Source organism: Paraburkholderia phymatum STM815 (genome assembly GCF_000020045.1).
In the GTDB taxonomy this organism is placed as follows: Bacteria; Pseudomonadota; Gammaproteobacteria; order Burkholderiales; family Burkholderiaceae; genus Paraburkholderia; species Paraburkholderia phymatum.
Genome location: NC_010622.1, coordinates 1,255,196 through 1,270,201, shown reverse-complemented (window position 1 = coordinate 1,270,201; position 15,006 = coordinate 1,255,196). Strand labels below are relative to the sequence as shown.

The following is a 15,006-nucleotide window of genomic DNA, read 5'->3' as shown; positions in this document are numbered from 1 at the left end:
GCGGCGATGAAGATCGACTGGTCGACGCTCGCGTTGCAGACGGTCAATCTGCTGGTGCTGCTGTGGCTGCTTCAGCGCTATCTGTTCCGGCCCGTCGCGAAGATCATCGCGGAACGCCAGAACGCGGCGCGGGCGCTCATCGCCGATGCGCAAGCGGCGAAACTCGCGGCCGGCCAGGAACTGGACGCGGTGATGGCCGAGCGCGCCCAGCTCGCCGCGCGACGCGCCGAGGCCTTGGCGCAGATCGAACACGACGCACATGAGCAGCGTGACGCGCTCCTCGCGGCGGCGCATGAAGATGCCGACAGGCTGCGCGCGCAGGCCGCCGCTGACCTGCAGCGCGACCGGGCCGCGTTGGCCGACGAGGCATCCGCGCGTGCTGTGCGGCTGGCCGTCGACATCGCGCGCAAGCTGCTGGCGCGCATGCCCGATTCGACACGGGTGGAACCTTTCATCGACGGACTCGCAGACGGCGTGATCCGGCTGTCTTCGGCGGCGCGACGGGAGCTGCTTGCGGACGCTCCACTGCAATTGACGGTGCCGCGCGCGCTGACGGCCGGCGAGCAGCACGCGTGCGAGGCCGCGCTCGCCGCCGCGTTCGGACATGCTGTCGAGTGGCACACGCGGATCGACGCCACGCTGGTCGCGGGACTCGAGCTGGGCGGGCGGCATGGCATCGTGCGCAACAGCTGGCGCGATCAACTGCAACAGATTCACAACGGCTTGCTGAACGACGATGGACGCGTTTGACGGCACGAACGACGGCTGGCTGGCCTGCAAGCGCAGCGCGCTCGCGGCGATCGAACTGGAAACGCGCGCGCTCGCGATGGGTCGCGTGGAGCGCATCGCCGACGGCATCGCGTTCGTGTCTGGTTTGCCCGACCTCGCACTCGACGAGCTGGTCGATATCGAAAATGGCGTGATGGGCTACGTGCACTCGCTGGATGTGGACGTCGCGAGTGTCGTCATGCTCGACAACAGCGAGTCCGTTCAGGCGGGCATGCGTGTGACGCCCCGCCATACCGTGCTCGATGTGCCCGTCGGGGAGGCGCTGCTGGGTCGCGTGGTGGATCCGCTGGGGCGGCCGCTCGACGGCGGCGAACCGGTCAGGACGGAGAGCCGGCTGCCCGTTGAGCGTCCGGCGCCCGCTATCGTTGAGCGGGACTTCGTCAGTGAGCCGCTCGAGACGGGCGTGCTGATCGTCGATGCGTTGTTTGCGATCGGACGCGGGCAGCGCGAGCTGATCATCGGCGACCGGGCCACCGGCAAGACCTCGCTCGCCATCGAGACGATCGTCAATCAGAAACATAGCGACGTGATCTGCGTCTATGTGGCGATCGGTCAACGCGCGATGGCCGTGCAGCGCGCGATCGATGCGATACGGCAATATGGCGCGCCCGAGCGCTGCGTCTTCGTGGTGGCATCGTCGGCTTCGCCGCCCGGATTGCAATGGGTCGCGCCGTTTGCCGGCTTCTCGATAGCGGAGTTCTTTCGGGATCGCGGGCAGCACGCGTTGATCGTTGTCGACGATCTGACCAGACACGCGGCCACGCATCGCGAGCTCGCGCTGCTTACCCGCGAGCCGCCCGGACGCGAAGCCTATCCGGGCGATATCTTCTATCTGCATGCGCGTCTGCTCGAACGTGCGGGCCGGCTGTCGGACGGCCTGGGGGGCGGCTCGCTGACGGCGTTGCCGATTGCCGAAACCGACGCCGGCAATCTGTCCGCCTACATCCCGACGAACCTGATTTCGATCACAGATGGCCAGATCGTGCTCGATGCAGGCCTGTTCGCGGCCAACCAGCGACCCGCCGTCGATGTCGGCCTGAGCGTAAGCCGCGTGGGCGGGAAGGCGCAGTATCCGGCATTGCGCGACGTCGCGGGCCGCTTGCGGCTCGACTACGCGCAGTTTCTCGAACTGGAAGTGTTCAGCCGCTTCGGCGGACTTGCAGACGCCCGCGTGGTCGCGCAGATCGAGCGTGGAAAACGCATTCGTGCGCTGTTCGCACAGCCGCGCTTTAGTGCGCTAAGTGCTATCGATCAGGTCGCGTTGCTCTGCGCGCTGGCGGATGGCCTGTTCGACGGCGTGTCCGTCGAGGCGATCGCACGGGTGCGGCAGCGGCTCGCCACATCGGGAGCCCTTCATCGGCTGACGGGCGGCGCACACGATGCGGACGCGCTCCCGGCGCCGCTCGACGACGTGCTGCGTCAGCGCCTGATCGATTTCATGCGGGAAATCGTCGAGCACGCGCAGCCAGGTGCGGCCGGTGACCTTATCCGTCAGGAGCACGCCGATGACCCGCAGGCTCAGTGAAATCGAAGGCCGGATGGCAACCGCGCATCAACTCGATGCGGTGATCGGCGCAATGCGCGGGATCGCAGCGGCGCGCGAGCGCGAGGCGCAGGCGCGGCTCGCCGGAATACGTTCTGTTGCGGCGACGGTTGGCGAGGCGATCGGCAGGGTGCTCGCGGCAACGGAGCATCAAGGTTCCCGCGAATCTCCGCCAGAGCGTTACCTGGCCCCCGTCCTGATCGTGCTCTGTACGGAGCAGGGCTTCGTCGGCGCATTTAATGAGCGGCTGCTGGAGTGCGTCGAAAGCTGGCCGTCGCATGGCACGGCGACGTTGTTCGTGGTCGGCACGCGCGGTGCTGCGCTGGCGGACGAACGAGGGCTCGTGTACGACTGGTCTGTGCCAATGGCCAGTCATGCCGGCGACGTGATGCGTGTGGCCGGGCGCATCAGCGATGCCGTGTTTGCACGGTTCGATGCACACCCTGCGTCGGCGATATGGCTGATACACGCGTTGGCGAAGGAGGGGGCGCAGGTGGCCGTCGTGACGAGGCGGCTCGTGCCGTTCGATTTCGACCGCTTCAAGTCTGGGCCACGTCTGCGCTTACCGTTGCTCACGTTGCCGACAGGCAAGATGCTGGCGGGGCTTGCCGAGCGTTACGTCTACGTCGAGCTATGCGAAGGTCTCATGTTGTCTTTTGCTGCAGAAAACGCGGCGCGCATGACAGCGATGCTCGCGGCGAGCGATCACGTCGGCGAGACATTGAAAGCGCTCACCCGCGAGGCTCGCATCGTCCGGCAGGACGAGATCACCACCGAAATCGTCGAACTTGCGGTCGCCTCGGCTCCCGTGCCGGGAAGTGCAAGCGGGACTGACGTGTCATGACGCGCGCTCGTGTCCTGCTGTGCGCCGCTCGGTCCCGTACGATATGGCTGATCGCGTGCTCGACGACTGTGGCTTGCGACGCCGCGCGGGCGCGAACGCGGACGTTTATCAAAGCCACGTGGGTGGAAGGCAACCGCTGACGGTCCCTGCGGTGGCCGCGTGCGCCATCGGGCAGGATAAAGCGGCGAACGCAGCTCGGAATATTCCTACTTGATGGCTTCAGCGACTACCAACGTTTAAACCCCCGCCGATTTCAATCAAAGCAGGTGCCCTCAATAATGTACTTAACCGCCGCCGACACACAGACTCACGTTCGGTCACGGTGAGAGGCAGACCGAGGAGCACGAAATGAACGGCAATGGCATTTCCCTCAGAGATCTCGTCGACAAATGGCTCGCGCCGACGCGTTCCATTCCCGCGAGAGTGACCCAGATCGGGCGTTTCGGCGCCAGCGGCGTGCGATTCGTTCGTCTCGAGGGCGCCGTGCCGAATGGCCCGTTGAGCATCGTGTTCTTCCGGCACGGTCAAGGTGCCTGGGATGTCTTTCCGCCCGTTCCGCATACACCCGCAATGGGCACCCGCCTGTTCGCCGCATGACTCACGCGTGCAGCGGCAAGCCGCAGCGGCCGGCGGCTGATCTGCGTCAAGGGCTGCATCGAAAGGTGGCATAGCCTGACAGGCGAAGACATCACTTGAACCTGTCCGCCGGACTGCTGCGCCGGGATGATGGCGTACACGTCCAGTGCATCGCGCGCTTCGCTTTTTACCATCGCACAATGGCCAATAGCCTCGGCTTCTTCACAATCGGTGGCGTGGACTCGCACGACAATCCGCGGGCGGTTCGTGCATGGCATCACATCCGCTGGTTTCTGTGCGCATGGAGTCTGCTCGCTATCCCGGCGTTCTATGGCGAACTCACGGCGGCTAACGATGCGGCGCTTTTCGCTGCACGCGCCCTGTACCTGTGCATGTTCGCGGGCTTCGCTTGCGCAATGCTTCGTTTGCTGTATCTCAGCAAGAAGCGCAGGACGCTGCTTTCGCACAATCGCCTAGATGTTCTGATCGCCGCTGGCGCGGCGTTGAGTGCGGCCTGGGGCGCGCCGCCGTGGCAAACGGCCGAATGGGTGCTGCGGTTACTGTTCGTGGGTCTCGTCGCGGTGCGCATCGTGCTGTCCCTGCACGAGTTCTTCACGCCGAACCGGATCGTCGGGTTGCTGGCGGCGGGCGCTGCCGTCCTCGCATTGGCGGGCGGCGGCTTCATGTGGCTCGAGCCCAGAGTGCACTCCTACGCCGACGGCTTGTGGCTCGCGTTCGAGAGCAGCGCAACGGTCGGGTATGGCGATATCGCACCGACTACACCCGCCTCGCGCGTGTTCGCCGTATTCGTCGTCCTGCTTGGGTACGGCATGCTGTCGCTGGTCTTTGCCAGTATCGCGGCGGCTTTCATCGGACAAGAGGAGCGGGCGCTGCGGCGCGAGATGCATCGGGACATCAAGCATCTAAACGATGAAATCGCCCGGCTGCACGGTGAGCTTCATGCGCTGCGGGACACGCTGGCAAACGCGGCTGGCGCAGCTGGCCAGGCACCCCGCCAAGGCCAGCGCGAGCAGGGGTAAAGCGAGTCCCGAATCACTCGCCGCGAAAACGCGGTACGGGTATCGATCCGTGTATCGATGCGCTTGTCGATCCGCTTATCGATCGCTTTGCGGCGGCCTGAATGGACGGCGTACGCGCATGGGTGAGGTCGGCGGAATCTGCGACGGCGGGGCTCGACGCCGCATTCGCCGACAGCGTGACGTCGGTCGCGGCAGTACCCGTCTGCGGGAACGTCATCGGCTCGCTGCCGGCCGCGTGTGTGCCCGCAGTGATGTCCGATATGCGCTTGCAGTACAGCATGGTCTGGGATGCGCAGGCGGGCAACATCAAGCTTCCAATCGCGGCGTATTCGAGCGGGGTTCGAACGGCGGCCGCACGCAGCCACGCTTCCTCGCAGAGCGCCATCCATTTTGCGAACGCTTCTGTGTTTGCCAGCGCGAACGCCTGCATCGTTGCGCAGCCGAAGGGCTCGGGCGAAAAGGTATCCATCAGTGTCTCCTGTTCAATTCAGGACCCGTGCAGTCCTGTTTGACTGTATGGCGGCCACGTCCTGATCCGTTGAGGCACGTCAATCGACGGGAGGATTCCAGCAAAACATGCGCTGGCCTTGCGAGACGTAGAGCCTTGATTCAGGTCAAGCGCACGTCCGCGCCAGCACCGAAGATAAGAAGCATGCCATGCGACGCGCGATAGAGCGCGGCGAGTCGTGGCGCAGAACTATTTCAAGGAGGCTTCACCATGTACAAGCAGATTCTGATTGCACTGGACGGTAGCAAGACGTCGGAGCGGGTGCTGAATGAGGCAGTGAAGATGGCGCGCCTCACGGGCGGGAAAATTCAGGCCGTGTACGTGGTCGACAAGACGCCCCTGTTCAGTTACGCAGGGTACTACGATCCCATCGCGCTCGTCGATGCACTGCGTAAAGATGGCCGTATCACGCTGGAGAAGGCGGAAGCGGCCTGCCGGCAGGCAGGGGTCGCTTGCGATGCCGAAATGGTCGAGACGGAACGGCTGAACGAGGACGTCGCCACCACGCTGCAACATTGCGCCGAACGCCTCGGTGCGGATCTTGTGATCCTGGGTACACACGGCCGGCGAGGCGTGCGCCGCATCGTGCTAGGCAGCGTGGCCGAGCGCTTTGTCCGGTTCGCGCAGTGTCCTGTGCTGCTGGTGCGTGGCACCGAGCCGGAGCAGGCAGAGCAGCGCTAAAGCCTGACATCCGCGGGCGGCCGACGACGCGGCAACGTCTTCGACCGTCGACCCGCAGCGCAAACCAGATGAAAGGCATCCTCAGGCTCGCATCCAAGCTGCCCGTCGACGATCGTCTTCAACCTGCTTACGCTGTCCGCCAGCATCGACATCTGGGGCGGCGAGCGCAGACGGTGCCACGCCCGCGGCGACGCGCCCGTAATGGCTGATCTCCACCTTGCAGACGTTGACGTGTATCAAGTCGACCGGCAAGCGTGGGGCTAGTCTGGCGTTGCACCCTTGGGGTCCATGTGGAGTCGTTGCCATGCAAATATCGTTTCCTTCCTGTCGGCCTGACTATTGCGCGCGAGACCTCGTGTTGACGTTTCCGGCGCTCGTCGATCACCAGCCCGTGCAATGCGCGATCACGGCAGAAGCGCTCGAAGACCATTTCGGTGCGCGCTCGCTGCGAGAAGAAGACCTGTGCGACGCGTTCACTGAACATCGTCCGGACATCGAGGTTGCCGCCCGGCGGATGCTCAACGAGTTGGGCGGGAATCCTGTTCTGCTGCATAGCGGCTATTTTCGCTTTTGCACCTGATGCGGCAGATATCGGGCGCGGGTTCGGCGACAGGCGAAGACATCAGATCAAGTACCCGTTTCCAGAAGTCTGGGCCGTCGAAGGCCTCGACGGGAACGATGGTATCGAAGGCGAGGGTCCGCGCCATTTCGTCGGATGTCAGCGGCTCGGCCGTGTTGAGTTGCAGTGACAGCGTGGACGTGTCGGCGTCGGAGGCGTCGCGACGGTCGCGTTGACGTGTGACGACGCGCTCCGCCAGGATGTGAGGAGCGGCGTGAAAATCCAGCACGCGAGCCTCTACGCGAAGGCGTTCCGCCAGCGTGAAAAAGTCGCGGCGATGGGCGTGCTCAAGGAACGTCGCGTCCACGATGACACTGTAGCCAGCCTGTACAACCGAAGAGGCGAGGCGAAGCAAGTGGCCGTAGACGGCATGTCGCGCCTCCCGCGTATAGTGCGCCCCGTCGAGCCGGGCATGTGCCGCGGGAGTGGACGCCAGGCGCTTACGTTCGACGTCGCTGGACAAACATATCGCGCCGCTCAGCTCGGCCAGCGCGCGGCTGGCGACGGATTTTCCCGATCCCGAAAAGCCATGACACAGCAGCAGGACGGGCGGCGGCTTTCGCGTCTCGCCCGCGGCAATCTCCAGGTAGCGTGCGGCGTCGCGCGCTGCTGCGGCGGCTTTCGTGTGCGAGGCGCTTTTACTGTACAAAAAGGCCACGAGCGCTCGAACCAGCGCGCGATACACGACATAGAGCGGCATCAGCTCGAGTGCGGCGTAGTCGCCCGTTGCCTCGAGCCACCCGTTCAGCAGCCGGTTCGACAGGCGGGTTCCTGCCCGCGCCCTCAGATCCATGACGAGGAACGCGATGTCGTTGGCCATATCGATCCAGCGCAGCGCGTCGTCGAAGTCTATGCAGTCGAACATCGATACCTCGCCGCGCCAGCGCATCACGTTGTCGAGGTGCAGGTCGCCATGACAGGCACGTACGAAGCCGTCGACACGGCGCCTGTCTATTGCGTCCGCGAGCTGCGCGAGCTGCTGGGCGCACCAGGCGCCGATATCACGCAGAGCCGGCGCATTGCACCTCGCCTGAAGGGATGCATTGACGGCGTCGACCTGTGCTCTGAGCAATGCGGCGCCGCCGTACCGTGCGAGAGGCGCGTCTCGCGGCGCGTGTACGTGCCAGGCAGCAAGTCTTTGTGTCGCACGGTCGATATCGCGCGGCGACAGCGCTCCCCGTCGGGCGAGACTGGAAAAGAGGCCGGATTCGTCGAAGCGACGCATCTTGACCGCGTATTCGACCGTATGGCCCTTCGATTCGAGCATGAGCGAACGTCCGCGGCGCCTGATCGGAAGCACGCCGAGATAAAGCCCCCGCGCAAGCGGTCTGTTCAGACGTACCTGGGCTTCGCAGCAGTGCCGCCGCGTGTCGGCCGCCGTGAAATCCGCGAATCCCGGAGCGACAGGCTTGATGATCTTGTAAGCGAAGCGGCCCGCGAGATAGACGATCGAGATATGCGTTTCTATTCTGACGATCGAACCAGCGGGGTGGCGATAGATGCGCGCTCGCTGCATCGCCGAGTCGACTCCGCGAACCTCGCGTTGCGCGGCTCGAATGCGGTTCGCGCCATGCCGTGTGCTGACGTTCGTCGAACGGGTGCGCCGCTTCCTCGGCCTGCGTCTGAACGGTAGGGTCACGCGTGCCTCCTGCGACGGGTCGGCCTGTCTTTATCCTGCCTGACGGGCATGCTCGACGCCGCGTCCTCGACGTCCCGCCAGAAGCTGCACAGCGCCGGATGGACGACATCGCGCCAGCGCGGTCCGGTGAAGAGGTCATAGTGATTGCACGCAGGAACAGTGATCTGCCCGTCGCGCGGCGAAGAGGAAGCGCCGCACAATGTGTGTGCGCAGTGCGTCTGGCCTGCGCCTGTGATGTCGTCGAGTTCGCCTTCCACGGTGCACAGCGGTGTGCGGCAGAGCGCTTTCGGTTCGACGCGCCGGCCCTGAACCCACCAGGTATTGCGCGGCAGCAAATGCTCCTGGAAAACGATGCGAAGGATGTCGAGGAAATAGCGTTCCGCCATGTCGAGTACGGCTGCGTACTCGTTCAGTGACCGCAGCGCCTCGCCGGCGGCGCGCATGTCGCCTGCCAGCCAGTTCGACCAGTACGCGGATTCGAGGCGGACGTGCCGCTCCGGATGCGCCGAGAGGAGGGCGCCGTGCTGGATGAATCCGGGATAGACGCGCCTTCCTGCGCCGCGATACGGCGGGGGAACGACGTCGATCACATGTTCGCGAAACCATGTGAGCGTGTGCGATGCGGCGAAGCGGTCGATCACGGTTGGACTGATCCGGGTATCGATGGGCCCTCCGATCAGCGAGAGGCTGGCGAAGGGCACTGTGCGCACGCTTGCGAGCAACGCTGCGGCGGCGAGTGCGGGTACGGTGGCCTGGCATACGGCGACGACATGTATCGGGGGTCCGCATGCACTGGCCGAATCCATGAAGCGTTCCAGTGCAAGCACATAGTCGTCGAGCGACAGAGGACCGGCTTCGTTTGGCACATCGCGTGCGTCGGCCCAATCCGATACGAACACGTCGCGCTCTTCGAGCAGCGTCTCGACGGTTTCGCGCAACATGACGGCGTGATGCCCCGCGAGCGGTGCGCAAAGCATGACGGGCCATGTGTGATCCTGACGCGCAGTGCCCGTCCGCGTGAACTTGCGCAGCGTGCCCGTCGGCACGGAATCGACAACGGTTTCTGTAATGTCGATCCCGTTTCCGCTGTGCGCCACGACGCGAATTCCAAATGACGGTGCGTGCCGGTATGCGCATGTCGACCTGAGGAGCCAGTGACGGAACGCACTCACCGCGACACCCGGACCCGTCGCGGATGCTGCCGTCGCCGTACTCCAGACTTCGCCGCACTGTATCTGGCTAGCAATCGTGCGAGCGAGGCGCCGCTGTCCATCGATGAATGCGTACCACATCATCAGCTCCGTCTGCCGTCAGTACCGAAGAAAACGCTGCGGCGCCCGCCAGAACGCATCCGTGTCGCTGGTCATACGCGTCGGGATTGCGTCCGGGTTCGGCTCCCTCGATTGCAGCCCAGATTCCGGTTGATCCTATCGCACTTCGCGTCGCACAAAGGTGGAAAGCGTAAGGGGCGATAGCCTGCGATCCGACACAGCGTGACATGACGGAAGACGCAGACCGCGCTGCGGCACATCGCTTATGCGAATTCGCGGCTCCAGTCGCCGCGACCTGCACTACCCGTGCGATCCTTCGCCGGATGCACGATCATGCAGTCGGTGGTCAGCAGGAGCGAGGCGACCGACACGGCGTTCTGCAGAGCGGTGCGCGCCACCTTCACGGGATCGACGATGCCTCGCTCGATCATATCGCCATAGTCGCCGTGGGCGGCATCGTAGCCGAACGCATCGCTCGCCTCAGCGACGGCGTGCACGACGGCCTGCGCATCCGCCCCCGCGTTTTGCGCGATTTGCCGCAGCGGCGCGGCAAGCGCTTCATACACGATCCGTGCGCCGAGTGTCTGCGCCTGCGTCTGTCCGTCGTGTTCGAGCACCCGGCGCGCGCGCAGCAGCGCGACGCCGCCGCCCGGCACGAAGCCTTCTTCGACGGCGGCGCGCGTCGAATGCAGCGCGTCTTCGAAGCGGTTCTTCCGCTCGCGCAGCGCGGTTTCCGTTGCGGCACCGACGCGGATTACGGCAACACCGCCCGAAAGCTTCGCGAGGCGCCGGGTGAGATTCTCGCGCTCATATCCATCCGCGCTTGCGTCAATGCGCTTCTTCAGCCCGGCTATGCGGTCCGCGACGCGCGCATGATCGCCGCTGCCTGCGACGATGGTCGTCGTGTCGCGTGTCACTTCGATGCGCCGCGCAGCACCGAGGTCCTCGACGGTGGCGTTCTCGAGCGTGCGTCCCGCCTGCGCCGAGATGACGGTAGCCCCCGTCAGCGCGGCGAGATCGCCCAGTTGCTCGGTGCGGCTTTCGCCGAAGCCCGGCGAGCGGATCGCACAGGATTTGAACGTGCCGCGCAGATGATTGACGACGAGCGTCGCGAGCGCTTCGCCTTCGATCTCGTTGGCAATGACGAACAGCGGCTTGCCCGTTCCCATGACCGCCTCCAGCATGGGCAGAAGCTGTGGGATGGACGAGATGTTCATATCGCACAGCAACACGCGCGGCTCTTCGAGCACGACGTTGCGTTGATCTTCGCCGAGAAAGAGCGGCGAGACGAGACCCCGGTCCAGCAGGGACCCGTCGACCGTCTCGAGTTCGTCGTCGAGTTTGGAGCCGTCCTCGACGCTGATCGCGCCTTCCTTGCCGACGCGCGCCACTGCGTCGGCCACCAGCGTGCCGATGCTCGCGTCGCCGCTCGCGGAAATCGTCGCGATCTGCCGCATTTCGTCGACGGTCGAACAGGGTCGTGCGAGCCTGTGGAGCTCCGCGACGACCTGTTTGCCCGCGTCTTCGATGGCACGCTTGAGCGCCATCGGATCGTGCCCCGCGGTTACGCATTTGTTGCCTTCGACGACGATCGCCTGTGCGAGTGTCGTGGCTGTCGTCGTGCCGTCCCCCGCGATTTCGCTCGTGCGGGTTGCGACCTCGCGTAGCAACTGCGCGCCCATTTCCTCGTACGGATCGGACAGGTCGACGGATCCCGCGACCACCACACCGGAGTTTGCGACGAGCGGCGCACCTGGAACGCGCTCGACGATCACATTGCGGCCGCCTGGGCCGAGCGTGACCTTGACGGCTTCAGCGAGCGCGTTCACGCCGTTGAGCAGCAATTGCCGCGCATCCTGATGAAATACAAGCGTCTTGTGTGACACGGCAGACCTCCGGGCGTGCGTGGGCGATAGCGCATGCAGTGCGCAAAACGGTAGTGGGCTGTCTGCCTATTTAAGTCGCCGCGGGCGGGGGGGCGATTGATCTGGGTCAATCGGCCGGGGGCGGTGGCGGCAGAACATCATGAAACCGGACACGCCACTCCTCGTCACCCGAGAGAGACCATGATGCCCACACAGCGTCCTTCGCGCGATGCGCGCAAATCGCCTCGATGGTTCGACTTGCTGAGTATCGTGCTCACGATGATATTCGTGATGGTCGTCGTGCTGCAGTTGCTGACGGTGCAAAGCACGACGACGGAAATCGCATATAGCGATTTTCAGCAGCTGGTTGCCGCCGGCCAGGTCGTCGATCTCGAGGTGACGCCCACGCGCATCACCGGTACGCTCAAAATGCCGGGTGCCGCTTCGCTGCTGCCGGCATCGGACGCGGCAGCTGTGAACAGGAACGGCGAGCCGTGGCACTTCATGACGATGCGCGTCGCCGACGATCGCCTGGCTGACAGCCTGACCGACGCGGGCATTCGCTACTCGGGTGGGGTCGACAGTGCATGGCCGGGCCTGCTGCTTTCCTGGGCCGTGCCGCTGCTGGCAATGTTCTTCGTGTGGAATCTGCTATGGCGGCGCACGGGCGGGCTGCAGCAGTACACGAAGATGGGCCGTGGCAACGGCCATATTCTCGTGCAGAACGAAACCGGCATTACCTTCGACGACATCGCGGGCATCGATGAGGCCAAAGCGGAACTCAGGCAGATCGTCGCGTTCCTGCGCGACGCCGAACGATACCGCCGGCTCGGCGGCAAGATTCCGAAGGGTGTGCTGATCGTCGGCGCGCCGGGCACGGGCAAAACGCTGCTTGCCAAAGCCGTTGCGGGCGAAGCGGGTGTGCCTTTCCATTCGGTGAGCGGCGCCGGATTTGTCGAGATGTTCGTCGGCGTGGGCGCGGCCCGCGTGCGGGATCTTTTCGAACAGGCGCAGGCCGAGGCGCCTTGCATCATCTTCATCGACGAACTGGATGCGCTCGGCAAAGTGCGCGGAGCCGGCCTGACTTCCGGCAATGACGAGCGCGAGCAGACGCTCAACCAGTTGCTCATCGAAATGGACGGCTTCAATTCCAATTCGGGCGTGATCATCATGGCGGCGACGAACCGGCCCGAGACGCTCGATCCCGCATTGCTGCGTCCGGGTCGGTTCGACAGGCATATCGCCATCGACAGGCCCGACCTGAACGGCCGCCGTCAGATTCTCGCGGTGCATACGCGCAACGTGAAGCTGGCGGACGACGTCGATCTGGGCGAACTCGCGTCCCGCACGCCCGGTTTTGTCGGCGCGGACCTGGCAAACGTCGTCAACGAAGCCGCATTGCATGCAGCCGAAGCCGACAAGCAGGCCGTCGAGATGGCGGACTTCGATGAAGCAATCGACCGCGCGATGACGGGTATGGAACGCAAGAGCCGCGTGATGAACGCGCAGGAAAAGATCACGATCGCGTATCACGAGGCCGGCCACGCGCTCGTCGCGCATAGCCGCAAGCATTGCGATCCCGTCAAGAAAGTGTCGATCATTCCGCGCGGCGTCGCGGCGCTCGGTTACACGCAGCAGGTGCCGACGGAAGACCGCTATGTGCTGCGCGAAAGCGAACTGCTCGACCGGCTCGATGCGCTGCTCGGCGGCAGGGTCGCGGAGGAACTGGTCTTCGGTGACGTGTCGACTGGCGCGGAGAACGATCTGGATCGCGCGACGGCGATGGCCCGGCATATGGTGAGCCGCTACGGCATGAGCGGGCGCATGGGGCTTGCGACGACGGGCGAATCCATGAACACGTTGACCGTACCGGGTCTCGACGGCTGGCGCGGGTCGACTTGCAGCGACGACACAGCGCGTCTTGTCGACGAGGAAATCCGCCGGATGCTCGACGACGCGCACGCACGTGTCAAAGCCACGCTCGCTACCCAGCGCGCGACGCTCGAGCGCATCGCGCGGCTGCTGCTCGAGCGCGAAGTGCTTGATCACGAGATGCTGCAACGGGCGATCGACGGCACCTCGAACGCGGTTGAGCCCGCCAGGGCCGAGCGCACTGAAGCGGATGTCGATGCCGGACAGGACGAGGCATCGTGTCCGGAATGAAAGCCGTCACGCGCACGGTACGTCCTGCGCCAGTCGGGACACGACAGACAGCCTGGGTTGGGGTCGACGTTTCACCCTTGCATCGCACCGATGTGATTGACATGAATCAACGGCGCGCTGCCCGGTAGGGCTACGCTGAAAGCGTGATTTCACGATGCAGCAAGTCGTGACAGCGGGATGACAGTCACCATGTGCCATCGGAACAGGAGCGATTCGATGAAGAGCGACATGCAACTGAAGAAGGATGTCGAGCAGGAACTCGAGTGGGATCCGTCGATCAAGGCGGCGGGTGTCGGCGTCGAAGTACACGATCGGATCGTGACCCTTGCGGGGCATCTGGGCAGCTTCGCCGAGAAGCTCGCGGCTCGACGGGCGGCACAGCGCGTCGAAGGCGTGAAAGGCGTCGTCGTCGAACTGGATGTGCGCGTGCCGAACCAGGATCAGCGCAGTGACGAAGAGATCGCTGCCGTCGTCCGTTCCGTACTGGAATGGACAGCAGGGCTGTCGGAAAAGAGCGTGAAGGTCACAGTGGAGAAGGGCGTCGTGACGCTTTCCGGCGAAGTGGATTGGGGCTATCAGATGAAGGTCGCCGAAGACGCTGTGGTGCGCCTGCGGGGCGTGGTCGCAGTCGTCAACCAGATCGACGTCCGGGGCAGCGCAGGCGCTGCCGATATCGTCGGCAAGATCAGCGCGGCGCTGACGCGCCATGCACAAGATGAATCGCGGCATATCGATGTCAGCGTGGACGACGGCACCGTGACCCTGCGCGGAAAAGTGGGTTCGTTCCCGGAACGATCGATCGTCTGCAATGCCGCATGGTCGGCGCCGGGCGTGCGCAACGTCGTCGATCGGCTGTCGATTGGCGCGTAGCAAGGTCTCGCATGAAATCGCGTTGCTGCGGCGATGGGGCCGCGGACACGCTGTTAGCCGGCTTTCGAGGTCGGACAACCGGGGCCATGTCCTGGCCTGCTTATCTGAAGGAGAGGTGCAATGAGCAATCTGACGCGTTTTGACCCGTTCTCGCTGGATCCCGTCGTTTCGGACCTGTTTCAGGGTTTCTTCAGGCCCATGCGGTCGATGGCGACGCCTCAGGACGACGAGCTTGCGTCAATGAAGATCGACGTGACGGAAAACGATGGCGCCTATACGGTGAAGGCGGAGCTTCCGGGGCTCGACAAGAAGGATATCGACGTGCATATCGACGGACGCATCGTGTCGATCAACGCGAAGGTCGAGCGGAACAAAGAAGAAAAAGAAGGCGAGCGTGTCATCCGGCGCGAGCGGTATACGGGCGCGTTCAGCCGCTCGTTCTCGCTTGCAGGTGAGGTGGATGACGCCAAAGCGACGGCCGAGTACAAGGACGGTGTCCTTTCGTTGAGCCTGCCGAAAAAGGCGCCGACTGACCAGAAGCGCCTGACGATCAGCTGACGGATGGCGGAGCGCGCCTTCGCTGTCATGGCGCGCTCTT

General features: G+C 64.4%; 14 protein-coding genes. 10 read left to right on the top strand and 4 right to left on the bottom strand.

The features are described 5' to 3' along the window. Positions 1-6 precede the first annotated feature (6 nt). The 5 genes from BPHY_RS05695 to BPHY_RS05675 all read left to right on the top strand — a co-directional run bounded on the left by BPHY_RS05695 (position 7) and on the right by BPHY_RS05675 (position 4,792). On the top strand, positions 7-750 hold the full coding sequence (locus BPHY_RS05695; protein ID WP_012400526.1) for a F0F1 ATP synthase subunit B family protein: 744 nt from the start codon (positions 7-9) through the stop codon (positions 748-750). Then, positions 737-2,314 carry a F0F1 ATP synthase subunit alpha gene (locus BPHY_RS05690; protein WP_012400525.1) on the top strand — a complete coding sequence of 526 codons (1,578 nt, stop codon included), beginning with the start codon at positions 737-739 and terminating at the stop codon, positions 2,312-2,314. Before BPHY_RS05695 ends, BPHY_RS05690 begins: the two co-directional genes overlap by 14 nt. Then, complete coding sequence (locus BPHY_RS05685; RefSeq protein ID WP_012400524.1) at positions 2,295-3,176, top strand: F0F1 ATP synthase subunit gamma; 882 nt, start codon at positions 2,295-2,297, stop codon at positions 3,174-3,176. The genes BPHY_RS05690 and BPHY_RS05685 overlap by 20 nt, the downstream gene beginning before the upstream one ends. 348 nt (positions 3,177-3,524) lie before the next feature. Further along, positions 3,525-3,773 (top strand): hypothetical protein, encoded by a 249-nt coding sequence (locus tag BPHY_RS05680; protein WP_012400523.1) that lies wholly within the window; start codon positions 3,525-3,527, stop codon positions 3,771-3,773. Between the two features lie 179 nt (positions 3,774-3,952). Beyond that, the gene (locus BPHY_RS05675) at positions 3,953-4,792 is read left to right on the top strand and encodes a potassium channel family protein (RefSeq protein WP_012400522.1); all 840 of its coding nucleotides are present in this window, start codon (positions 3,953-3,955) and stop codon (positions 4,790-4,792) included. A gap of 13 nt (positions 4,793-4,805) precedes the next feature. On the opposite strand, the gene BPHY_RS38605 is transcribed toward BPHY_RS05675, so the two are convergent. Further along, complete coding sequence (locus BPHY_RS38605; protein ID WP_012400521.1) at positions 4,806-5,261, bottom strand: hypothetical protein; 456 nt, start codon at positions 5,259-5,261, stop codon at positions 4,806-4,808. A gap of 249 nt (positions 5,262-5,510) precedes the next feature. On the opposite strand from BPHY_RS38605, the gene BPHY_RS05665 reads away from it, so the two are divergent. Beyond that, positions 5,511-5,981 carry a universal stress protein gene (locus BPHY_RS05665; protein WP_012400520.1) on the top strand — a complete coding sequence of 157 codons (471 nt, stop codon included), beginning with the start codon at positions 5,511-5,513 and terminating at the stop codon, positions 5,979-5,981. Between the two features lie 304 nt (positions 5,982-6,285). Then, positions 6,286-6,561: a DUF1488 family protein gene (locus BPHY_RS05660; protein ID WP_012400519.1), complete on the top strand. Its 276-nt coding sequence runs from the start codon at positions 6,286-6,288 to the stop codon at positions 6,559-6,561. Here BPHY_RS05660 and BPHY_RS05655 read toward each other — a convergent pair. The 3 genes from BPHY_RS05655 to groL form a co-directional block, all read right to left on the bottom strand. Then, entirely contained in the window at positions 6,500-8,239 is a 1,740-nt protein-coding gene (locus tag BPHY_RS05655) for a bifunctional aminoglycoside phosphotransferase/ATP-binding protein (protein WP_012400518.1), read from the bottom strand. The genes BPHY_RS05660 and BPHY_RS05655 overlap by 62 nt on opposite strands. Continuing rightward, a complete protein-coding gene (phaZ, locus tag BPHY_RS05650) occupies positions 8,236-9,531 on the bottom strand; it encodes a polyhydroxyalkanoate depolymerase (RefSeq protein WP_012400517.1) in 1,296 nt (431 codons plus the stop codon). Before phaZ ends, BPHY_RS05655 begins: the two co-directional genes overlap by 4 nt. A gap of 242 nt (positions 9,532-9,773) precedes the next feature. Then, on the bottom strand, positions 9,774-11,396 hold the full coding sequence (gene groL, locus BPHY_RS05645; RefSeq protein ID WP_012400516.1) for a chaperonin GroEL: 1,623 nt from the start codon (positions 11,394-11,396) through the stop codon (positions 9,774-9,776). A gap of 180 nt (positions 11,397-11,576) precedes the next feature. On the opposite strand from groL, the gene ftsH reads away from it, so the two are divergent. From ftsH to BPHY_RS05630, 3 genes are all read left to right on the top strand, one after another. Then, a complete protein-coding gene (gene ftsH, locus BPHY_RS05640; RefSeq protein WP_012400515.1) occupies positions 11,577-13,538 on the top strand; it encodes an ATP-dependent zinc metalloprotease FtsH in 1,962 nt (653 codons plus the stop codon). A 216-nt stretch (positions 13,539-13,754) separates the two neighbouring features. Next, a complete protein-coding gene (locus tag BPHY_RS05635; protein ID WP_041763334.1) occupies positions 13,755-14,408 on the top strand; it encodes a BON domain-containing protein in 654 nt (217 codons plus the stop codon). A 120-nt stretch (positions 14,409-14,528) separates the two neighbouring features. Next, the gene (locus tag BPHY_RS05630; protein WP_012400513.1) at positions 14,529-14,966 is read left to right on the top strand and encodes an Hsp20/alpha crystallin family protein; all 438 of its coding nucleotides are present in this window, start codon (positions 14,529-14,531) and stop codon (positions 14,964-14,966) included. Positions 14,967-15,006: the final 40 nt, after the last annotated feature.